This is a genomic window from Thermococcus sp. JdF3 (assembly GCF_012027495.1).
In the GTDB taxonomy this organism is placed as follows: Archaea; Methanobacteriota_B; Thermococci; order Thermococcales; family Thermococcaceae; genus Thermococcus.
The window spans coordinates 70,265-89,177 of record NZ_SNUK01000007.1; the positions used below are offsets into that span (position 1 = coordinate 70,265).

22 protein-coding genes, 1 tRNA gene and 1 pseudogene are annotated in these 18,913 nt (G+C 57.9%); 17 read left to right on the plus strand and 7 right to left on the minus strand.

The annotated features are described in order from the left end of the window. Positions 1 to 7: 7 nt before the first annotated feature. The 10 genes and pseudogenes from porD (at position 8) to E3E42_RS11195 (ending at position 9,433) form a co-directional block, all read left to right on the plus strand. Positions 8 to 325: a pyruvate synthase subunit PorD gene (gene porD, locus E3E42_RS11150; RefSeq protein ID WP_058939969.1), complete on the plus strand. Its 318-nt coding sequence runs from the start codon at positions 8 to 10 to the stop codon at positions 323 to 325. Positions 326 to 336: 11 nt separating this feature from the next. Continuing rightward, complete coding sequence (gene porA, locus E3E42_RS11155) at positions 337 to 1,521, plus strand: pyruvate synthase subunit PorA (RefSeq protein WP_167904716.1); 1,185 nt, start codon at positions 337 to 339, stop codon at positions 1,519 to 1,521. A gap of 10 nt (positions 1,522 to 1,531) precedes the next feature. Continuing rightward, positions 1,532 to 2,527, plus strand: coding sequence for a pyruvate synthase subunit PorB (porB, locus tag E3E42_RS11160; protein WP_167904811.1), 996 nt, complete (start codon positions 1,532 to 1,534; stop codon positions 2,525 to 2,527). A 113-nt stretch (positions 2,528 to 2,640) separates the two neighbouring features. Next, positions 2,641 to 3,220: pseudogene (gene mobA / locus E3E42_RS11165) on the plus strand (molybdenum cofactor guanylyltransferase MobA). A 124-nt stretch (positions 3,221 to 3,344) separates the two neighbouring features. Beyond that, complete coding sequence (locus E3E42_RS11170) at positions 3,345 to 4,049, plus strand: FmdE family protein (protein WP_167904718.1); 705 nt, start codon at positions 3,345 to 3,347, stop codon at positions 4,047 to 4,049. A 13-nt stretch (positions 4,050 to 4,062) separates the two neighbouring features. Beyond that, positions 4,063 to 5,190, plus strand: a complete 1,128-nt coding sequence (locus E3E42_RS11175; RefSeq protein WP_167904813.1) for an iron ABC transporter substrate-binding protein — start codon at positions 4,063 to 4,065, stop codon at positions 5,188 to 5,190. Between the two features lie 5 nt (positions 5,191 to 5,195). Then, entirely contained in the window at positions 5,196 to 6,230 is a 1,035-nt protein-coding gene (locus E3E42_RS11180) for an iron ABC transporter permease (protein ID WP_167904720.1), read from the plus strand. Next, complete coding sequence (locus E3E42_RS11185; RefSeq protein WP_167904722.1) at positions 6,227 to 6,991, plus strand: ABC transporter ATP-binding protein; 765 nt, start codon at positions 6,227 to 6,229, stop codon at positions 6,989 to 6,991. Before E3E42_RS11180 ends, E3E42_RS11185 begins: the two co-directional genes overlap by 4 nt. A gap of 84 nt (positions 6,992 to 7,075) precedes the next feature. Continuing rightward, positions 7,076 to 7,981 carry an Mrp/NBP35 family ATP-binding protein gene (locus E3E42_RS11190; RefSeq protein ID WP_167904724.1) on the plus strand — a complete coding sequence of 302 codons (906 nt, stop codon included), beginning with the start codon at positions 7,076 to 7,078 and terminating at the stop codon, positions 7,979 to 7,981. Between the two features lie 84 nt (positions 7,982 to 8,065). Continuing rightward, positions 8,066 to 9,433 carry a hypothetical protein gene (locus E3E42_RS11195; protein ID WP_167904726.1) on the plus strand — a complete coding sequence of 456 codons (1,368 nt, stop codon included), beginning with the start codon at positions 8,066 to 8,068 and terminating at the stop codon, positions 9,431 to 9,433. On the opposite strand, the gene E3E42_RS11200 is transcribed toward E3E42_RS11195, so the two are convergent. From E3E42_RS11200 to E3E42_RS11215, 4 genes are all read right to left on the minus strand, one after another. Further along, entirely contained in the window at positions 9,417 to 10,151 is a 735-nt protein-coding gene (locus tag E3E42_RS11200) for a DUF2110 family protein (protein WP_167904728.1), read from the minus strand. The two genes, E3E42_RS11195 and E3E42_RS11200, sit on opposite strands and share 17 nt — an antisense overlap. Positions 10,152 to 10,187: 36 nt before the next feature. Next, a complete protein-coding gene (tfe, locus tag E3E42_RS11205) occupies positions 10,188 to 10,724 on the minus strand; it encodes a transcription factor E (RefSeq protein WP_167904730.1) in 537 nt (178 codons plus the stop codon). Positions 10,725 to 10,866: 142 nt separating this feature from the next. Further along, on the minus strand, positions 10,867 to 11,154 hold the full coding sequence (locus E3E42_RS11210; RefSeq protein ID WP_167904732.1) for a hypothetical protein: 288 nt from the start codon (positions 11,152 to 11,154) through the stop codon (positions 10,867 to 10,869). Positions 11,155 to 11,312: 158 nt separating this feature from the next. Further along, entirely contained in the window at positions 11,313 to 12,203 is an 891-nt protein-coding gene (locus E3E42_RS11215; protein WP_167904733.1) for an ADP-dependent ribose-1-phosphate kinase, read from the minus strand. 108 nt (positions 12,204 to 12,311) lie between these two features. Between E3E42_RS11215 and E3E42_RS11220 the strand changes: the two genes are divergently transcribed. Then, on the plus strand, positions 12,312 to 12,905 hold the full coding sequence (locus tag E3E42_RS11220) for a regulator of amino acid metabolism, contains ACT domain protein (RefSeq protein WP_167904735.1): 594 nt from the start codon (positions 12,312 to 12,314) through the stop codon (positions 12,903 to 12,905). On the opposite strand, the gene E3E42_RS11225 is transcribed toward E3E42_RS11220, so the two are convergent. Then, positions 12,895 to 13,170: an acylphosphatase gene (locus E3E42_RS11225; protein WP_139681473.1), complete on the minus strand. Its 276-nt coding sequence runs from the start codon at positions 13,168 to 13,170 to the stop codon at positions 12,895 to 12,897. The two genes, E3E42_RS11220 and E3E42_RS11225, sit on opposite strands and share 11 nt — an antisense overlap. 70 nt (positions 13,171 to 13,240) lie before the next feature. Between E3E42_RS11225 and cutA the strand changes: the two genes are divergently transcribed. Next, positions 13,241 to 13,552 (plus strand): divalent-cation tolerance protein CutA, encoded by a 312-nt coding sequence (gene cutA, locus E3E42_RS11230; protein WP_167904737.1) that lies wholly within the window; start codon positions 13,241 to 13,243, stop codon positions 13,550 to 13,552. After that, entirely contained in the window at positions 13,549 to 14,136 is a 588-nt protein-coding gene (locus E3E42_RS11235; protein ID WP_167904739.1) for a DUF99 family protein, read from the plus strand. Before cutA ends, E3E42_RS11235 begins: the two co-directional genes overlap by 4 nt. A gap of 98 nt (positions 14,137 to 14,234) precedes the next feature. On the opposite strand, the gene E3E42_RS11240 is transcribed toward E3E42_RS11235, so the two are convergent. Next, positions 14,235 to 15,071, minus strand: coding sequence for a universal stress protein (locus E3E42_RS11240; protein ID WP_167904741.1), 837 nt, complete (start codon positions 15,069 to 15,071; stop codon positions 14,235 to 14,237). A gap of 102 nt (positions 15,072 to 15,173) precedes the next feature. On the opposite strand from E3E42_RS11240, the gene gcvT reads away from it, so the two are divergent. The 3 genes from gcvT to E3E42_RS11255 all read left to right on the plus strand — a co-directional run bounded on the left by gcvT (position 15,174) and on the right by E3E42_RS11255 (position 17,448). Beyond that, positions 15,174 to 16,370, plus strand: a complete 1,197-nt coding sequence (gene gcvT / locus E3E42_RS11245) for a glycine cleavage system aminomethyltransferase GcvT (protein ID WP_167904815.1) — start codon at positions 15,174 to 15,176, stop codon at positions 16,368 to 16,370. A 129-nt stretch (positions 16,371 to 16,499) separates the two neighbouring features. Further along, positions 16,500 to 17,330, plus strand: coding sequence for a DMT family transporter (locus tag E3E42_RS11250; protein WP_167904743.1), 831 nt, complete (start codon positions 16,500 to 16,502; stop codon positions 17,328 to 17,330). Between the two features lie 40 nt (positions 17,331 to 17,370). Next, positions 17,371 to 17,448, plus strand: a tRNA-Gly gene (locus E3E42_RS11255). Between the two features lie 22 nt (positions 17,449 to 17,470). On the opposite strand, the gene E3E42_RS11260 is transcribed toward E3E42_RS11255, so the two are convergent. Further along, a complete protein-coding gene (locus E3E42_RS11260; protein WP_167904744.1) occupies positions 17,471 to 18,070 on the minus strand; it encodes a class I SAM-dependent methyltransferase in 600 nt (199 codons plus the stop codon). Between the two features lie 99 nt (positions 18,071 to 18,169). Here E3E42_RS11260 and E3E42_RS11265 point away from each other — a divergent pair, with 99 nt between their 5' ends. After that, complete coding sequence (locus E3E42_RS11265) at positions 18,170 to 18,805, plus strand: hypothetical protein (protein WP_167904817.1); 636 nt, start codon at positions 18,170 to 18,172, stop codon at positions 18,803 to 18,805. Positions 18,806 to 18,913 lie beyond the last annotated feature (108 nt).

Sequence of the window (18,913 nt, forward strand, 5' to 3'; positions counted from 1 at the left end):
GATAAGCATGGCCGAGAGTCCGTTTAAGGCCGACATTGAGAGGGTTCAGAAGGAGTATAGCGAAAAGATGACCCCCGGAGCGATAGCCACCATCCCGGGGAGCAGCGTCATAAACAAGACCGGTTCCTGGCGCGTCTTTATGCCCGAGTTCAACCGGGACAAGTGCGTCCGCTGCTACCTCTGCTACGTCTACTGCCCGGAGCCGGCCATCTACCTCGACGAGGAGAACTATCCCGTCTTCGACTACGACTACTGTAAGGGCTGTGGAGTTTGCGCGAACGAGTGCCCGACCGACGCTATCATAATGGTTAGGGAGACCAAGTGAGGTGGTGAAAGATGCCGATTAGGAAGGTTATGAAGGCCAACGAGGCTGCCGCCTGGGCGGCCAAGCTCGCCAAGCCGAAGGTCATAGCGGCGTTCCCGATTACCCCGTCAACGCTCGTTCCGGAGAAGATCAGTGAGTTCGTTGCCGATGGAGAGCTCGACGCCGAGTTCATCAAGGTCGAGAGCGAGCACTCGGCGATTTCAGCCTGTGTCGGTGCCTCGGCGGCAGGTGTTAGAACCTTCACCGCGACCGCTTCCCAGGGTCTCGCCCTCATGCACGAGATACTCTTCATCGCCGCCGGCATGAGGCTTCCGATAGTCATCGCCGTTGGAAACCGCGCGCTGAGCGCTCCGATCAACATCTGGAACGACTGGCAGGACACCATCAGCGAGCGCGACACCGGCTGGCTCCAGTTCTACGCCGAGAACAACCAGGAGGCCCTTGACCTCATACTCATCGCCTACAAGGTCGCCGAGAACGAGAAGGTCCTTCTCCCGGCGATGGTCGGCTTCGACGCCTTCATCCTGACCCACACCGTCGAGCCGGTCGAGATACCCGACCAGGAGCTCGTTGACGAGTTCCTCGGCGAGTACGAGCCGAAGTACGCCTACCTCGACCCGGCCAGGCCGGTCACCCAGGGTACCCTCGCCTTCCCGGCCCACTACATGGAGGCCAGGTACACCGTTTGGGAGGCCAACGAGAACGCCAAGAAGGTCATAGACGAGGCATTCGCGGAGTTCGAGAAGAAGTTCGGCAGGAAGTACCAGAAGATCGAAGAGTACAGGACCGAGGACGCCGAGATAATCTTCGTCACCATGGGTTCACTCGCCGGAACCGTCAAGGAGTACGTTGACCACCTCCGCGAGCAGGGCATCAAGGTCGGTGCCGCCAAGATGACCGTTTACAGACCGTTCCCGGTTGAGGAGGTTCGCGCGCTCGCCAAGAAGGCGAAGGTTCTCGCGCTCCTCGAGAAGAACGTCACCTTCAGTGTGGGCGGAGCCCTCTTCCAGGACTTCAGCAGGGCGCTCATCAACGAGAGCGAGAAGCCGAAGATCGTTGACTTCATCCTCGGCCTCGGAGGAAGGGACGTCACCTTCAAGGACCTTGACGAGGCACTCGCGATTGCCCAGAAGGCCCTCAACGGAGAGGCCGTTGATGAGGTCAACTGGATCGGCCTGAGGAAGGAGATTCTGTGAGGTGATGAAGATGGCCGTTAGAAAACCCCCGATTACCACTCGCGAGTACTGGGCACCCGGTCACGCCGCCTGTGCCGGCTGTGGCTGTGCCACCGCTCTGAGGCTCGCCACCAAGGCCTTCAGCGAGGCCATGGAGGAAAAGTACGGCGATCCGAACGCCTTCGCCATAGCCCAGGCCACCGGATGTATGGAGGTCGTTTCAGCCGTCTTCCCGTACACCGCCTGGAAGGCCCCGTGGATCCACGTCGCATTTGAGAACGCGGCCGCGGCCGCCAGCGGTGTCGAGGCCGCCTGGAAGAAGCTCGGAAGGAAGGGCAAGATACTCGCCATAGGCGGTGACGGCGGTACCGCCGACATCGGTATGCAGGCCCTCAGCGGTATGCTCGAGCGCTGGCACAACGTCGTTTACCTCATGTACGACAACGAGGCCTACATGAACACCGGAATCCAGAGGAGCTCCTCAACCCCCTACGGTGCCTGGACCACCACCAGCCCGCCGGGCAAGTACTCCATCGGTGAGGACAAGCCCAAGAAGTGGGTCGCCCTCATCGCCGCCGCCCACCAGGTTCCGTACGTCGCAACCGCCAGCATAGGCAACCCGTTCGACTTCGTCAAGAAGATGAAGAAGGCCGCCAAGGTGGACGGCCCGGCCTTCGTCCAGGTCCAGTGTACCTGCCCGACCGGATGGAAGAGCCCGCTCGAGAAGGGCGTTGAGATCGCCAGGCTCGCCATCGAGACCGGTGTCTGGCCGCTCTTTGAGATCGAGAACGGCGACCTCTGGAACATCAAGATACAGGCTCCGGGAGGAGGCGCCAAGGTCAAGCGCGAGGGCGGTCGCGTAGTCGCCATCGAGTTCAAGAAGCCCATCGAGGAGTACCTCAAGCTCCAGGGCAGGTTCAAGCACCTCTTCAAGCAGCCCGAGGCCATCGACGTCATGCGCGAGCAGATCAAGGCTATGTGGAAGACCATCGGCGTCGAGGTCACCCTCCCGAAGCCGGAGGAGTGAGTTCCTCCCCTTTTGTTTCTCATTTTGATGCAGTTGATAAAAGAGAAGTGACGTCAGCCGGCGGTTCTTTTAGGTGAGATACCCTTGAAGCGACCCGTTCTGAGGTGTGAAGCGTGATCGGGGCGGTCCTAGCGGGAGGCAGGAGCAGACGCTTCGGGGGCGACAAGCTCCTCGTCAGAATCGACGGGAAGCCCCTCATTCTCCACACCATCGAGAGGGTTGAACTGGCAAGGGGTCGACGGGATAGTGGTAATCTCATCCAGGGAGAATGCGGACATGATTGAAGCGCTCGGCTACGACGTCCTCGTCGATACACTCATGATCGGCCCAATAGGCGGCATCTACACCGCGCTGAGCCTCGGTGATGCCTTCGTGGTGGCCGGGGACATGCCGCTCATTGTCCCCGAGTTCATTGATTTCATCATCGATAGGTTCCTGGAGGCAAAAAAGCCAGCCTGCGTGCCGAGATGGGCAAACGGCTACCTCGAACCGCTCCATGCGGCATATTCTCAGGATTTCCTCCCGCTTCTTAGGGAAAAGATTGAAGAGGGAAACTACGCTATAAACAGGGCCGTGCGGGAAAGCGACGCCTGTTACGTGGATATCGAGGAACTGCCAGAGGAATGGCGGGAGAGCTTCTTCAACGTGAACACCCGCAGGGACGTTGAAAAGCTAAAGGGAAGAAACGTTTAGATCTCCCGGTGCCCTTCCAGGAGCTGTCCCGGGCCAGAGACTCGGGTATCCAACCTTTTGTTTATAACACCCATATCAAAAAAGTGTTAAAAATCGTGCTACTCTATCTGAAATTGGTGATACAATGCTTGAGCTCAACAGGGTAGTGGCAGAGAGAAACGTCGATGGAATACTGGAATACGCGAGAGAGTTCCACGGCCACGTTTGTCCCTACCTCGCCCTAGGGATAAGGGCATCGCTGATAGCGATGGAGGAACTCGGGGTTGGGAGACTCGACTACTCCGGCAGCGTCGATGAGTCCATACTCGCGATAGTCGAGATCAACAGCTGCTTCACCGATGGCGTCCAAGTCACCACAGGCTGCACCCTCGGCAACAATTCGCTGGTGTACCTCGACCTCGGAAAAACCGCCCTGACGCTCGTCAGGCGCTCCACCTGGGAGGGGGTCAGGGTTTACGCCGACGGGGAAAAGCTGAGGAGGCACTATCCCCCCGAAGCCATCGAGCTGTTCAACAAGGTCGTCAGAGAGCGGAGGGGAACCGAAGAGGAGAGAAAGCGCCTGTGGGAACTGTGGGAGAGGGCGGCGAGAACCATGCTCCACCTTCCCAAAGAAGAATTCAAAATCGAGAGCGTAAAGGTTCCTCCCATAGAACAGGCGCCGATAGTTGAGAGCGCCCGCTGCCCAAAGTGTGGCGAGCTGTTCATGGAGTCGAAGGCGGTTTATATAAACGGCGAACCCTTCTGCCTCCGCTGCGCCGGCGAGGCGTACCTGGGGGTCGTCGGTAGGGGCATAGTGGAGGTCAACCAAACCGCTCCACGGGGGTGCTGACATGGGAAAAGTTATGAAACGGCTGCTCGCGGTTTTCCTCATACTCCTGACCGTCTCCCTGAGCGGGTGCATCGGAAACGCCGCGGAGAAAAGCGGATCAGAAACCACGACTGGAACCGTAACCGTCACCGATGCCCTGGGAAGAACAATAGAGGTTCCGGCCCACGTTGAAAGGGTCGTTGCAGCGGGGCCGGGTGCGCTCAGACTGGTTGTTTACCTCAACGCAAGCGACATGGTCGTTGGGGTGGAGGACTTCGAAAAGCGCTACAGTTTCGGAAGGCCGTACATCATAGCCCATCCCGAGCTTAAAGAGCTTCCCAGCATAGGTCCTGGTGGCCCTGGAAAGCTGCCGGATTTCGAGGCCCTGATAAAGCTCGAACCGGACGTGATATTCATCACATACGTCGATATCAAGACCGCAGACGAGATACAGGAGAAGACGGGAATACCCGTCGTCGTGCTCAGCTACGGGGAGCTGGCGACCTTCGATAATGAGGAGCTGTTCAAATCGCTCGAGCTGGCCGGGAGGATTCTCAACAGGGAGGAGCGCGCCGAGGAGGTCATAGCCTTCCTCAAATCCGCGCAGGAGGACCTCTTGAAGCGCACAGAAGGCGTCGAGCCGATGAGCGCATACGTGGGGGGCATCGGCTACAAGGGTGCCCACGGGATAGAGAGCACGGAGGCAGGATACCCGCCGTTTGCGGCAGTTCATGCAAAGAACGTCGCCGATGAGCTGGGACGCGGCCACAAATCCATCGACGTGGAAAAGCTCCTTGAATGGCAGCCGGAGTACATCTTCATAGACGAGGGTGGTCTAAAACTCGTCCTCGACGACTACAGAAAGAACCCCGACTTCTACAACTCCCTCAGCGCCGTGAAAGAGGGCAACGTTTACGGCATACTGCCGTACAACTTCTACACTACCAACATAGGCACGGCCCTGGCGGATGCCTACTTCATAGGAAAAGTCCTCTATCCCGAGCGCTTTAAAGACATAGACCCGGCTGAGAAGGCGGACGAGATATACAGGTTCCTCCTCGGAAAGCCCGTTTACACCGTCATGGCGGACCAGTTCGGAGGCTTCGGGAGCATAGACCTCTCCAACGGAACTGTGAAGAACTCACTACCAACGTCACCGTGATCACCATGGACTACGAGAGGTACACGACCAAAAAGCTTCAAATCGGCCTTTTCCTCTTTTTCCTCACGGCCCTGGTTAGCCTGTACTCCCTCTCCCACGGTTCGTATGAACTCACACCCCGCGAGGTTCTGGAGGCGCTCCTCGGGGGAGGGAGCGGGAGCGCGGGCCTCGTCGTCTGGAAAGTCAGGCTTCCCCGCATAACCGCGGGTCTCCTCGTGGGGGCCACCCTGGCCATGGCCGGCGCCGTCATGCAGGGCTTCCTCAGGAACCCACTGGCCACGCCCTTCACGATGGGGGTTTCCCATGGCGCGATGTTCGGGGCCTCCCTCGCGATACTTCTCGGAGCCGGCTATGCCGAGAGCTCCGGCAGGATATCCCTTGACAACCCCTACGTGGTCGTCCTCTTCGCCTTCATGGGGGCGATAAGCGCCACGGCGGTAATACTGCTCCTCGCGAAGCTGAAGGGACTGAGCCCGGAGGCGATAATCCTGGCGGGCGTCGCCATGAGCTCCCTGTTCGTGGCCCTGACCACCCTCGCCCAGTACTTCGCCGACGAGCTACAGCTCGCCGCCATGGTTTACTGGAGCTTTGGGGACCTCGGCAGGGCCACATGGCGGGAAGATGCCATAATGGCCGCCATCTTCATCCCGGTCCTCGGGTACTTCATCGTCAAGCGCTGGGACCTGAACGCCGCCGCCATGGGCGACGAGGTGGCGAAGAGCGTTGGCGTTGATGTTGAGCGGGTGAGGCTGATCTCAACGTTCCTCGCCGCCCTGATAACCGCAGTCAGCGTTGCCTTCGTCGGGGTCATCGGCTTCGTTGGCCTGATAGCCCCCCACGCGGTGAGGCTGGTGGCGGGCGGAGATTACCGCTTCCTGATTCCCCTATCGGCGCTGGCGGGGGCGCTCCTCCTTGTAACCGCCGACACCATCGCGAGGCTCATCCTGTCGCCGATGATACTTCCGGTGGGCATAGTGACGTCCTTCCTCGGCGCGCCGACGTTCATCTACCTGCTGGTGAAGATGGAGGGAAGGAGATGAAGCCGTCATCCGAAAAGCACGTCCTGAGTGCCAGAAACCTGCGGTTCTCATACAACGGTTCCGAGGTGCTCAGGGGGGTTAACCTGGACGTCGGGGAGGGCGAGTTCGTGGCGGTGCTCGGGCCCAACGGTGCCGGCAAGAGCACCCTCGTGAAGTGCCTGGCGGGGATACTGAACTGCGGGGGAGTGGAAGTTTTTGGACGGCCCCTCCGCGAGTACTCAAGGGACGAGCTCGCGCGCCTCATCGCCTACGTCCCGCAGAGAACAGAGCCCGGGTTTATGACCGTCTTCGACACGGTGCTGCTTGGGAGGAGGCCCCACATGGGGCTGAGGCCATCAAAGAGGGACATCGAGGCTGTCAGGACAGCCCTGAGGACGCTCGGGATAGAGAACCTGGCCGCCAAAACCACGAACAGACTGAGCGGCGGTGAGCTTCAGAAGGTGGGGATAGCACGGGCCCTCGCCCAGGAGCCCAGAATACTCATCATGGACGAGCCAACGAACAACCTGGACATAAGAAGCCAGCTGGAAGTCATGAGGCTCGCCAGGGGGTTCTCCAGGGAGGGAGGAACCGCGATAGTGGTGATGCACGACGTCAACCTGGCCCTGCGCTTCGCGAGGAGGTTCATCTTCATGAAGGGGGGTAGGGTCGTGGCAGATGGGGGTCTTGAGATTCTCGACGGGGGGCTCTTCAGAGAGGTTTACGGGGTGGACGTTGAGATTGGGGAGATACGGGGCATACCCGCCGTCGTCCCCCTTTAGAGTACCCAAACCTGGGTAATACTGTCAAATTTTTGGACAAAACTTTTAAGTTCCCCAGCTCAACCTAAGCCAGAGGTGAATGAGATGACGATCAAAGCTCCCACACTCAACATAGGAGGACTGGGCGCTGACCCACTCACCCAGAGAATAAACGAGAAGCAGGAGAAGTGGACGTACAAGATAGCCGTCCTGAGCGGCAAGGGCGGCGTCGGCAAGAGCACCGTGGCGGTTAACATAGCCGCGGCCCTGGCAAAGAAGGGCCACTTCGTTGGAATACTAGACGCGGACATACACGGGCCGAACGTCGCCAAGATGCTCGGCGTTGACAGGGCGGAGGTTCTGGCCGAGAAGCTCGAGGACGGCAGGTTCGAAATGATACCGCCGATGAACGACTTCCTTGGCCAGACGACCCCGATAAAGGTCATGAGCATGGGCTTCCTCGTCCCCGAGGACCAGCCGATAATCTGGCGCGGCAGCCTCGTGACCAAGGCCATCAAACAGCTCCTCGGCGACGTCAAATGGGGTTCCCTCGACTTCATGATAATCGACTTCCCCCCGGGAACCGGCGACGAGATACTGACCGTCACCCAGACCCTCAAGCTCGACGCCGCGGTTATCGTCACCACCCCGCAGGAGGTCGCTTTGCTCGACACGGGCAAGGCGGTTAACATGATGAAGAAGATGGAGGTACCCTACATAGCGGTCGTCGAGAACATGAGCTACCTCATCTGCCCGCACTGCGGCGGGGAGATAGACATCTTCGGCAAGGGCGGTGGAAAGAAGCTCGCCGAGAAGGAGGGCGTTGACTTCCTCGGCGGCATACCCATAGACCTCAAAGCCAGGGAAGCAAGCGACGCCGGCATGCCCATAGTCCTCTACGAGGACACGGTTGCCGCCAAGGCCTTCATGGAGATAGTTGACAAGCTCGTCGAGAAGCTCGAAGCGATGAGGGGCGGGAAGGAAGCCCCGGATGAATCCAAGGAGGAGTAACCCCCGCGAATCCTTCCATTCTTTATATGGTTTCCCTGCATTAACTTTTTAACCACCTCCGGGTATCTCATCGGGAGGGAGAGCATGAAGAGGGTTCCCGTTCTAATCGCGCTCATCCTCCTGCTGGCGGTTCCATTCGTTTCTGCCGGCGAGCTGGCATATTATCCCAATCCTGCGGCGTTCCATTCGTTTCTGGGCTCAAATTCCACCTACACCGTCGTCCCGGGCAACGAGACATGGGCAATGGGCTGGGCATACTATGTGGACGAGAAGCTCTACACCGTTAAGCGTCATGGAAACGACACCCTTGTTCTCGTCGGCAACGTTTACAACAACCGGCTCATGGCGTCCGTCTGGAACCGGACGGGCCTTCCCGCAAACGCCTCCCTTCTCCCCGCCATCGTCGTTCTCAACGGCACCGTTCTCATAACGGGCTCGGAGGACAGCATCCACCTCACTGAGAGGGCATTTGAGGGGCTGTGGAACCCCCCCAGAGGCTCGGTGGCCACGTTTCTGACCCTGGTGTTCACCATAATCATCGTATTCCTGGTCCTCCTCAGCGGCGACGATAGCCACGCTGGAAGGTTCTACGCGCTGGCCGCCTCCCTCTTTCTGGTCTGGTACATCACGGCGGAAAGACCCGGACTCACTGACGAATTCCTGGCATACCTCTCGTCCGCCCTGAAATTCGCGGCCGGCGGCGCCCCGGACTCCCCCCTGAGCGCCATCATGGGAGCAGTCTTCAGAATGGTGCCCCCCATCGAGGAGAACATAATCTTCGCCCACTGGCTCCTTATACTCCTGATAATGTCTTTCGCGTTCTACCTGGCCCCGAGGAGGTCCCGCGAGCTGGGCTTTCTGGTCTTCGGGCTGACCTTCGTCGCCCCGATGTTCAGGGAGAGCTTCTGTGAGGTAAGCGGGGATGCCCTGGGCCTTGCAGGATTCATGATAGCCCTCGCGATAGTAAGCAACGTGACGTTCTCGCCCGAGAAGTGGAAGGCGCTCCTCCAGACGGTGGTGCTTTCCCTGTTCACCCTCCTGGCGGTGGCGATAAACCCCTACCTCGTCCTGATGCCGCTGATATTTGTGATAGCCTTCCCCAAGAGACACCTCAGAAACTACGCGTACCTTCTCATAACGGGCATTGGAGTCTTCCTGCTCTACGGGGCCTTCGGACTGCCGCCAGGCATACCATCAAACATGGACCCCAACACGCCCGCACACGTCAGGGACTTCCTGCTGAACGGCTCCCTCACACTTGCAACCGCAGTTTACGCGATCGCGGGAAGAGAAAAGAGCATAAGAATGAAGGGACAAACGGCATTTCTGCTCCTGATGACCCTGATCTACATCCCTGTGGCGCTCTTCGTGCCGGCCATGTTCCCCTACTGCTTCGTCCTGCTGGCGGCCCTCGCGGTCCGCCTAATCCACGGGCTCACTCCCCGAACTTGATAGCGCCGATGAGGGTTCCCTTCAGGTGGGGCCCTATCTCCTTGATTATGCCCGGCGCCTGGGTGCCCTTCTTGAGTATGAGGAGCGTCTCCATGAGGCCCAGCTCCTCGACGCGCCTGACGTCCCTGCCGTGGCCGGTCTGGATGAGGGCTTTCTCAACGTTCTCACTAACCGTCCCGGTTATGAAGAGCTTGTCGTGACCGTCGTTGAGCCAGGATTTCATGCGCCTCAGCTGGGAGTCGCTGAAGGCCAGCTCAACCTCCCTGGCACCGAACTCTACATCCCTAACGGTCACCTCGACGGGGAGGTTGTCAACCCAGCCGAACCTGCCTATCATCTCCCTGACCGGAATCTCACCGAAGGTCTCCTTCAGATAGTAGAGGGGCAGGAGGGCATCTTTCGGCCTCGGGCTGAAGATTCCAACGTCAACGTAGGCGCCGTAGCCAACCTTCCCAAGGTCTATGAAGCGGCCGCGGTAGGTCTCTCCCTCTTTAACCGCGCTCAGCCTGTACGGAACCTCGCCGAACTCATCGCGCACCAGGTTCGCGCTTATCTCCTCGTCCTCCCCGGTAAGGGAGACCTTCACCCAGTTCTTCTTGACGGCGGAAAGCTTCCACTCAACTTCCAGATCGCCCAGAAGGGCCTTCAGCTTCTTATCGAGCTTAAGAAATCCACTCCTGTCCCCATAAACCTTCTCCAGAATAACCACTTCTTCCATCCTCACCATCCCCGAAGTTCATTAAGGGAAAACCATTCAATTGGACCTCTTTCTGGGCTTCTTCCTGAGGCCGAGTTCTACCTCAAGCTCCTCGATGCGTCTCTTAAGCTCCTCCACGACCTCGGTGTTGTCGTACTGCATGAGCATCGCGCCGCATATCGGGCACTGGAACTCGTACTCCATGGCCTCGTCGAAGGTAAGCTTTGGATGACCCGGTGTGCCGCAGTGGTAGTATATCTCGCTGGTCTCCTCGTCCAGCATCTCCCTGAGCCTCTTGAGTTCCGCCATCTTTTTGGAGCGGATTATCTCGGGGAGGCGCTTGGTCTCAAGGCGCCAGTAGTAGTAATACCAGCCGGTCTCCTTGTCGCGGATGCGCTTGAACTCCGCCAGTCCCTGGTCGTAGAGCATGTAGAGAACCTTTCTCACCGTATTAACGCGTATCTCCGTTATCTCCGCAAGTTCCTCGTCCGTGGCTTCCTTTTTCTTCTCAAGAGCCTTAATTACCTCAACGGCCTCCTCGCCGCCCATGTCCATTGCAAGTTCGAGGAGCTCCTTGTTCTTCCGCCTTGCCACAGTAACGACCTCCAGAGAATATTCGATCCCCTGACTTCACGCCCACAAAGCTGTCCAATATTAAACTATGTGGACTGCACTATATATAGGTTTTTGTCATATTTCCAACCCCAATGAACAGAAAAGAACATCAGATGAGGGGTCACTCGGTGAAGTACTCGTTGAGGAGCTCCTTTGCCGAGGGCTTGTAGAGCTCCATAACCTCTATGTGCTCTATGACGTTTCCCTCGCGGAGCTGAAGCTTGACCTTCCCGCCGTAAACCTGAAGGTCATCAAGCATACCGTATATGGCATCCTCCGCCTCCAGGGGGGTCTTGAACTTCATTATGTACTCCTCTCCCTCCGAGAGAATGAGCTTGACCCAGTACTCGTTCTTCCTCTTGAACGGACGGGTGATCTTGGGCTTGAAGTTGTCGATTATGATTTCCAAGCGCGCCACCTCCACTCTAAGGACTTTTGGCCCCTCTAAGACTTTTAGGGCACGGATTTTTAAGGGTTTCTTAACAGGAAGCTTAAAAGGAGTACATCGACAGGTATTTAAACGTTATGAAAGGGGCCCCTGCCCACGGGGAGGGAAAAAGAGCCCGCTCAGTTTCTGCCGAAGGGCAGGTTGAGACCCACCTCCCCGGCAGCAGCTATAACGTCCTCAAGGGGCATCACCGCGCTCCTTGCCCCAACCTTCTGAACGGTGAGGTACGCCAGAAGCATTCCCAGCCGGGCCGCGTCATCAAGCCCCCACCCGTTGAGAACTCCGTAGATAACGCCCGCGTCAAACGAATCCCCCGCACCGGTGGAATCAACTACCTCCGCGCTGAGCCCCCTGATCTCATGAACGTTTCCAGAGGCGTCCCTGACCAGTGCCCCTCCCCCGTTCAGGGTAACAACGAGGTTTTTGGCGCTGGAAAGAGAAAGGTCAAGGGAACCGAACTTTCTCCGGTACTCATCCTCGTTCATCATCAGGTAATCCACCTTTCTCTCAACCTCGGGAGGAAGCTCCGCCTCGCCTATGTCGAGGGAGACCGTGATGCCGCGAGAGCTGGCAAAATTGACAACGTCCACTATCGTCTCCGGAGGGTTTGAGGAGAGGTGAACGTGCCGCGCCCGGGAGAGGTAGTTGAAATCGAGGTCTTTGAGGAGGTTCGCACCGGGGTACTTCACTATCCTCTTGTCCTCTCCCCGTATCATCGCTATGGCCACGCCAGAGGGAACATCGACGACCCTGATTCCGCAGGTGTCCACCCCAATGCTCCTGAAGTACTCCATGTGCGCGTTTCCAATCTCGTCCCTTCCCACGGCCCCGACGTAACCTGTTTTAAGGCCGAAGTGGGCGAGCCAGCTTATGGTGTTCGCGGCGGCGCCACCGAGGCCGAAGAAAGCCTCCTCCGCGTTGACCTTCTCGTGAAATTCCGGAAAACGCTCGATGAGCATTATGATGTCGTAGTTAAGGTTCCCAATTCCCACCACATCGAAGTCCGCCATCCTCTCACCCCTGCGGTAAAGCTACGGGGCATCCGTTAATAACCTTGCGCCGCGGGGAAAGATTTAAATATCCATTCCTACTCATATGTGGGTAAGAGGTGAACAAAAATGATGCTCATACTCGAGGCCTACTTCAAGAACTACCCCGCCAGGAGAAAGGTGGCCGAGTTCCTTTTCGAGAACGGCCTCAGCGTAAAGAACGGTAAGATATACCTCCGAAACGTCGAGGTTCCAATAAGCGAGCTCGCCAGGATAATCGGGGTCAACAGAAAGATAGTCTACCATACCATCGAATACATAGAGAAGACCTACCCGCTCAAGCTGATCTTCGAGAAGCTCAACCCATTACCCAGCCTAATCGACGTCGCCCCCCTGATGGGATGGGAAGTCCTCGAGATAGAGCTGGACAAGGAGAAGTACCTCCAGGGCTTCTCACAGGTGCTCGGGCTCCTCCATCAGAACGGGGTTCCCGTCATGGAGGTCTTCAGCAGGAACCTGCGCGAGGAGCCAACGAAACTATACATAGTCATTGACGGAACGCTCCCCGTCGAGGTCTTCGTGAGGATCAAAGAGATGGAGGGCTTCAGGAAGCTCATACTCCACACGCCCGAGAAGGATAAGGAGAAGTACGTCTGCAACTACTGCGAGGTCAAGTACTGCCCCAAGAGAGTCCTGATGGAGCGCATAGCCGCTACCCGGTGACCCTGAACCCCTCAAGCCCCTCCGGCTCTTCCCACTTTACCTCCACGCGGGTTACCCTGGCGAGTGCCGGTCCCTGGTGTGCCCATCCTATCAGGGCCTCGACCCTCTCCTCGTCCCCCTCCACAACGGCCTCAACAGTACCGTCGGGCAGGTTCCTCACCCACCCGCTGACGCCGAGCTTCCTCGCCTCCCTCTGCATGCTCCAGCGAAAACCAACCCCCTGAACGCGCCCGTGGATTCTAAGGTGCGCCCTCACCCGCTCCATACCACATCCCGTCCCTACTACCCCCGCAACCGATTTAAGCTTATCCGTTGAGCTTAAGGCGGGTGGGAGGATGGAGATGATACTCGTTTACACAACTTTCCCTGACTGGGAGAGCGCTGAGAAGGTGGTGAAAGCCCTCCTTGAGAAGAAGCTCATCGCCTGCGCCAACCTCAGGGAGCACAGGGCGTTCTACTGGTGGCAGGGGAAGATCGAGGAGGACACCGAAGTCGGAGCCATACTCAAGACAGAGGTCGAGAAGTGGAGGGAGCTGAGGGACTCCATCAAAGAGATGCACCCTTACGAGGTTCCCGTGATAGCCAGGATAGAGGTGGACAAGGTAAACGATGAATACGCGGAGTGGCTCGAGAAGGTGCTGTCATGATAAGGAAGGTCAAGCCCCAGATACGCGTCGTTGGGTTTGACGATGGGACGTTCTCCTTCTCTTCCAAACTCCAGCGGGAGAAAACGATTCTGATAGGCGTCGTCATGAAGGGCTCCCAGGAGGTTGTTGGAGTTCTCTCGCGCTGGATAACCGTCGACGGAAAGGACGCCACGGAGGCCATGATAGACGCCATCATCTCATCCAGGTTCAAAGACCTGCGGGTGATAATGCTCAAGGGCATAACCTACGCCGGCTTCAACGTCGTTGACCTGGAGGAGCTCCACAGGGAAACCGGACTGCCGGTTATAGTAGTCGTTCGGAAGAGACCGGACATCGGGGCGATGGAGGCCGCGCTCAGGAAACACTTCCCCGATGCGGAGGAGAGGCTCGGGATTCTTAAAAAGGCACCCCCACTGGTTGAGGCGATACCCGAAAAGCTCTATTTCCAGGCCGCAGGTGTGGACGAGAAGACCGCGGTCGAGATAATCCGGGCCACCACCCGGACCGGCCTAACCCCCGAACCCCTCCGGCTGGCCCATATGATGGCCTCCGCAGTGATGACCGGTGAGAGCAGGAGGGAATGAAGGGTAGGTTTATAAGCCTGTGAGAGAATGGGAAAAAGACCGATGATGGCAACAGGGTAGCTACCGAATCCTGATGTGGAAGCCGTTCCAGACTGAGGTCAATCACACGGAACCAGCAGCACAGGAACTTTTGAGTCCCTTATGACACGCTCCGCAGTGCTGCCAAGGAGCAGGTCTTTGATGAAGCTCCTTCCCTTCTTGCCGATGACTATGAGGGTAGAGTTCTTGGCGAGCGACGTCCCTATTATCGCCTGGCTCGCCGAGCCAACCATCACCTCGGTCTCGAACCGCGCCCTCAGCCCCCGCATGGACTTCTCAAGGTTCTTCTTCGCCAGCTCTATGTTGTGCTCCAGCTCGTCCATGCTGCCATAGTCAACCGAGTGCAGAAGGAGCCCGCTCTCCACCAGCTCCTCAAACTTCCGGACGGTCTTGAGAACCTTTATAGAGCAGTTTGAGAAGTCCAAAGTCACCAGTGGGCGCCTGAAGACCTCGGAACAGTCCCCGGACAGCTCAAATTTACCGTCCCTGTTGGCGTACTTGAGGAGCAGGACCGGCCGCTTCGTGGCCCTCGCAAGGTTCGAGGCCGTGCTTCCGACGAACATCGTCCTCCATATGTTCTCGCCCATGCTGGGGATGACCACCAGATCCACTCCCTTCTCCTCGGCGGCCTCGGCTATTTCCATCGAGGGGATTCCTATTCTCACAATCGCCTCGACCTTTACACCGTCCCCCCTGAGCTCCTCAGCCAGCCCCTCCAGCCTCTCGCGATACACGTCCTCGAGTTCAAAGGCTTCAAACTCGGCTATGGTTATGTCGATGACGTGGATGAGGTAGAGCTCCCTAACCCCCATGGAAACGAGCTTGGGGATGCAGGTGCGCAGGGCGTGTATGGACACGTCCGAAAAGTCGGTCGGGTACAGTACCTTCTCAAACATCTCGAACACCTCAGTATTAATTTGGACGTTGATGCTTATTATCGTTGCCCATGTATTGGAAAGGGTTATAACGCCCCGATTGAAGTTTGAACGGTGATAGCTATGGTCAAGAGGGTCCACATATTCGACTGGCATAAGGAGAACGCCAAGAAGGTCGAGGAGTTCGCGGGCTGGGAGATGCCCATCTGGTACTCCAGCATAAAGGACGAACACCTCGCCGTTAGAAACAGCGTCGCAATCTTCGACGTCTCTCACATGGGGGAGTTCATCTTCCGCGGTAAAGATGCCCTGGAGTTCCTCCAGTACGTTACCACCAATGACATAAGCAAGCCTCCGGCAATAAGCGGAACCTACACCCTCGTCCTCAACGAGAGGGGAGCGGTTAAGGATGAAACCCTGGTCTTCAACATGGGAAACGACACATACATGATGGTCTGCGACAGCGACGCCTTCGAGAAGCTCGAGGCCTGGTTCAACGCGATAAAGCGCGGAATCGAGAAGTTCGGAGACCTCGACCTCGAGATAGAAAACAAAACCTACGACATGGTCATGTTCTCAATCCAGGGTCCGAAGGCGAGGGACCTCGCAAAAGACCTCTTCGGCATTGACATCAACGAGCTCTGGTGGTTCCAGGCGAAGGAGGTCGAGCTCGACGGAATTAAGATGCTCCTCTCGAGGAGCGGCTACACCGGCGAGAACGGCTGGGAGATTTACTTCGAGGACGCCAACCCCTACCACCCGGACGAGAGCAAGCGCGGAAAGCCGGAGAAAGCCCTTCACGTCTGGAAGACCATCCTTGAGGCCGGAGAGAAGTACGGCATAAAGCCCGCCGGACTTGGAGCTCGCGATACGCTCAGGCTTGAGGCCGGCTACACCCTCTACGGCAACGAGACCAAGGAGCTCCAGCTCCTCAGCACCGATATAGACGAGGTTACTCCCCTCCAGGCCAACCTCGACTTCGCCATCTTCTGGGACAAGGAGTTCATAGGAAAAGATGCACTCCTCAAGCAGAGGGAGAGGGGCCTCGGCAGGAAGATGGTGCACTTCAAGATGGTCGACAAGGGAATCCCGAGGGAGGGCTACAAAGTTCTCGCGAACGGCGAACTCATCGGCGAGGTCACCAGCGGAACCAGCTCACCGCTCCTCGGAATCGGCATAGGAATAGCCTTCGTGAAGGAGGAGTACGCGAAGCCGGGCGTTGAGCTGGAGATAGAGATAAGGGGCAAGCCGAGGAAGGCGATAACGGTAGCTCCGCCCTTCTACGACCCCAAGAAGTACGGGGCCTTCAGGGAGGAGTGATTCCTCCCTTTCTTTTCTCCAAAAACCTTTTAGGTAACGGTACCGTTACCCGGTAACGGGGGCAGAACCAAATTTTGTTCGGAAGGCCAAAATCGCTGGATTTATATTTCCCAGAGATGAGCTGAGGTCATGTCAAGGAAACACGCAGTCGGTGCGGTTCTCCTCTGGTCAACGGTCGCCTCCGCCTTCAAGCTCTCGCTCCGCTACATGAGCCCGCTCCAGCTTCTCCTCTACGCCTCGCTGACCTCGCTCGCACTCTTCGGGCTTCTCTATGCGAGGGACTTCAGCCCAAGGAGGGATAACCTCCGCTCGGCATACCTCGGCCTGATAAACCCCCTGCTTTACTACACCGTGCTCTTCTCTGCCTACGACAGGTTGCCGGCCCAAGAAGCGCAGGCTTTAAACTACACCTGGCCCCTGATGCTCGTGCTCCTCTCAATCCCGCTCCTCGGAAAGAAACCGGGTGCCAGAACCATGGCCGGTCTCTTCCTCGGATTCCTCGGTGCCCTCGTCGTGGCGACGAAGGGTGACCTGGGGGGGCTAAACTTCACCGACCCGCTGGGCGTTGCCCTCGGCCTGGGAAGCGCGGTGGTCTGGGCAGCCTACTGGCTCCTCAACCTCCGCGATGAGAGACAGCTCGTTGAGAAGATGTTCTGGAACTTCCTCTTCGGCTTCGCATACGTTTCAATCGTTGCGGTCGCGACCGGCAACCTCACGGTACCACCCGTGGAAGGCCTCGCGGGGGCGGTTTACGTCGGCCTGTTCGAGATGGGAGTTACGTTCCTCCTCTGGTACCGGGCGGTGGAGGGAGACATGGCCTTTGCCTCCAACCTGGCCTACCTCGTGCCCTTCCTGAGCCTGTTCCTCATTTCCATCGTCGTGGGGGAGAGCATAGCGCCGGCAACCGTGGCGGGACTGGCGATGATAGTTGGGGGCATAGTCCTCGGGCGGGAACGATAAAGCTTTTAAATGGAGAACGGCTTAATTATAGCGGGCCAGGGCGGTGGTAGTCTAGCCTGGTCCAGGACACCGGCCTCCCAAGCCGGTAACCCGGGTTCAAATCCCGGCCACCGCACCACATTTTTCTCGCGCTCATTCCCTCACCCCTTCCTGCCCACTATGAGCCGGACTATTCCCCGGTAGTGGCTCTCCTCGTGCTCGATTTCGAAGTAGTTTCTGGCCAGAAGGTGCGTTTCCCTCAGCGTGTTGTCCTCCAGCAAAAGACCAAGGAGAACGTCGAGGGGTTTGAGAAACAGCCAGTTCAGAAGCCTGCAGTCGCTCCTCGTGTGCTCAAGCAGGATTACCCTCCCGCCGGGCTTAAGGACGCGGTGTATTTCTGCCATGGCCCTCTCCGGGTCCGGGACGGTGCAGAAGACGAAGGCGGAAACGACGGTGTCGAAGCTGCTGTCCGGAAACTCCAGCTTCTCGGCGTCCATCACGTAGAATCTGGCGTTCAAACCAATTTCCTCGGCCCTCTCCTTCGCCACCTCCACCATCTCGGGGACGGCATCTATCGCGTGCAGCTCGATGTCCCGTGGGTAATGGGGGAGCATGAAGCCCGTGCCGACGCCGACCTCGAGCACCCTGCCGGCGACGTAGCCGGCCGCCTTCCTCCTCAGCGGGTCAAAGAACCTCTCCAGCGGGCCGTCTATCCTCTCGTACCTCTCGCCGAGCTTCGCGTACTTCTCCCGAAAGCCCATGGGTGCAACTCGTCCTTCCCCGTTAAAACCCTTGCTGGGCAGGATTGGGGAGTCGGCAGGCTTTTAAGACCAAAGGGCAAAGCGGGCGTGGTGATGCTCATGCCGTACCTGCTCATAGAACACCTGGAGGAACTGCGCGACTGGGTCCTGCTCGAGTACAGGCACGCGAGCGAGTGGTGGGGGGAGAGGCTGATATTCACCAACGTAGAACCTCATGAAAGGGAAGAACTCGCGAAGCTGGGAAGCGTTTTGAGCCAGAGCGTCACAGAGTTCCCCTTCGACAGGTCGAAGCTCATAATCCTCGACCCCTTCGCTGAGGAGGAGCTGAAACCTGAGGACATTGAGGAAGACAGCATAATCGTCGTCGGGGGAATTCTTGGCGACTTCGAGTTCACGGGGAAAACCAAGAAGTTCATAACCGAGAAGATCGAAGGAGCGAAGGCCAGGCACATCGGGAGCGTGCAGTTTTCCATAGACGGCTCGGCGATAGTGGCGAAGCTTATCGCGGAAGGGAAGAGGCTGGGGGAGATTGAGTACGAGCTTAACCCCACGATAAAGCTGGACGAGTTCAGCGAGATAACGCTCCACTACGCGGTGCCGAAGCTGAACGGAAAACTCCTTCTCACCCCCGGACTCATAGAACTCCAGAAGAGGGAGCTGGGCTACACGGAAACGGACGACGGGATAAGCGACGAGGAGCTTGAGGCATTCTTCGAGGGGAAGGGAGAGATTTAGAGTCAAATCTCCGCTTTAAACCTTTTTGGGTTCGTTGATAGTCCGACCACGGGGAACTTCTCAGGAACCGGGCACGTTACCCGGCCACAGATTGACCGCTGTACGACA

Bases quoted from the DNA above. Each gene is read 5' to 3' on its own strand.
- porD (WP_058939969.1), top strand. From the start codon at position 8: ATGGCCGAGAGTCCGTTTAAGGCCGACATTGAGAGGGTTCAGAAGGAG.
- porA (WP_167904716.1), top strand. From the start codon at position 337: ATGCCGATTAGGAAGGTTATGAAGGCCAACGAGGCTGCCGCCTGGGCG.
- porB (WP_167904811.1), top strand. From the start codon at position 1,532: ATGGCCGTTAGAAAACCCCCGATTACCACTCGCGAGTACTGGGCACCC.
- E3E42_RS11170 (WP_167904718.1), top strand. From the start codon at position 3,345: ATGCTTGAGCTCAACAGGGTAGTGGCAGAGAGAAACGTCGATGGAATA.
- E3E42_RS11175 (WP_167904813.1), top strand. From the start codon at position 4,063: ATGAAACGGCTGCTCGCGGTTTTCCTCATACTCCTGACCGTCTCCCTG.
- E3E42_RS11180 (WP_167904720.1), top strand. From the start codon at position 5,196: ATGGACTACGAGAGGTACACGACCAAAAAGCTTCAAATCGGCCTTTTC.
- E3E42_RS11185 (WP_167904722.1), top strand. From the start codon at position 6,227: ATGAAGCCGTCATCCGAAAAGCACGTCCTGAGTGCCAGAAACCTGCGG.
- E3E42_RS11190 (WP_167904724.1), top strand. From the start codon at position 7,076: ATGACGATCAAAGCTCCCACACTCAACATAGGAGGACTGGGCGCTGAC.
- E3E42_RS11195 (WP_167904726.1), top strand. From the start codon at position 8,066: ATGAAGAGGGTTCCCGTTCTAATCGCGCTCATCCTCCTGCTGGCGGTT.
- E3E42_RS11200 (WP_167904728.1), bottom strand. From the start codon at position 10,151: ATGGAAGAAGTGGTTATTCTGGAGAAGGTTTATGGGGACAGGAGTGGA.
- E3E42_RS11215 (WP_167904733.1), bottom strand. From the start codon at position 12,203: ATGGCGGACTTCGATGTGGTGGGAATTGGGAACCTTAACTACGACATC.
- E3E42_RS11220 (WP_167904735.1), top strand. From the start codon at position 12,312: ATGATGCTCATACTCGAGGCCTACTTCAAGAACTACCCCGCCAGGAGA.
- E3E42_RS11225 (WP_139681473.1), bottom strand. From the start codon at position 13,170: ATGGAGCGGGTGAGGGCGCACCTTAGAATCCACGGGCGCGTTCAGGGG.
- cutA (WP_167904737.1), top strand. From the start codon at position 13,241: ATGGAGATGATACTCGTTTACACAACTTTCCCTGACTGGGAGAGCGCT.
- E3E42_RS11235 (WP_167904739.1), top strand. From the start codon at position 13,549: ATGATAAGGAAGGTCAAGCCCCAGATACGCGTCGTTGGGTTTGACGAT.
- E3E42_RS11240 (WP_167904741.1), bottom strand. From the start codon at position 15,071: ATGTTTGAGAAGGTACTGTACCCGACCGACTTTTCGGACGTGTCCATA.
- gcvT (WP_167904815.1), top strand. From the start codon at position 15,174: ATGGTCAAGAGGGTCCACATATTCGACTGGCATAAGGAGAACGCCAAG.
- E3E42_RS11250 (WP_167904743.1), top strand. From the start codon at position 16,500: ATGTCAAGGAAACACGCAGTCGGTGCGGTTCTCCTCTGGTCAACGGTC.
- E3E42_RS11260 (WP_167904744.1), bottom strand. From the start codon at position 18,070: ATGGGCTTTCGGGAGAAGTACGCGAAGCTCGGCGAGAGGTACGAGAGG.
- E3E42_RS11265 (WP_167904817.1), top strand. From the start codon at position 18,170: ATGCCGTACCTGCTCATAGAACACCTGGAGGAACTGCGCGACTGGGTC.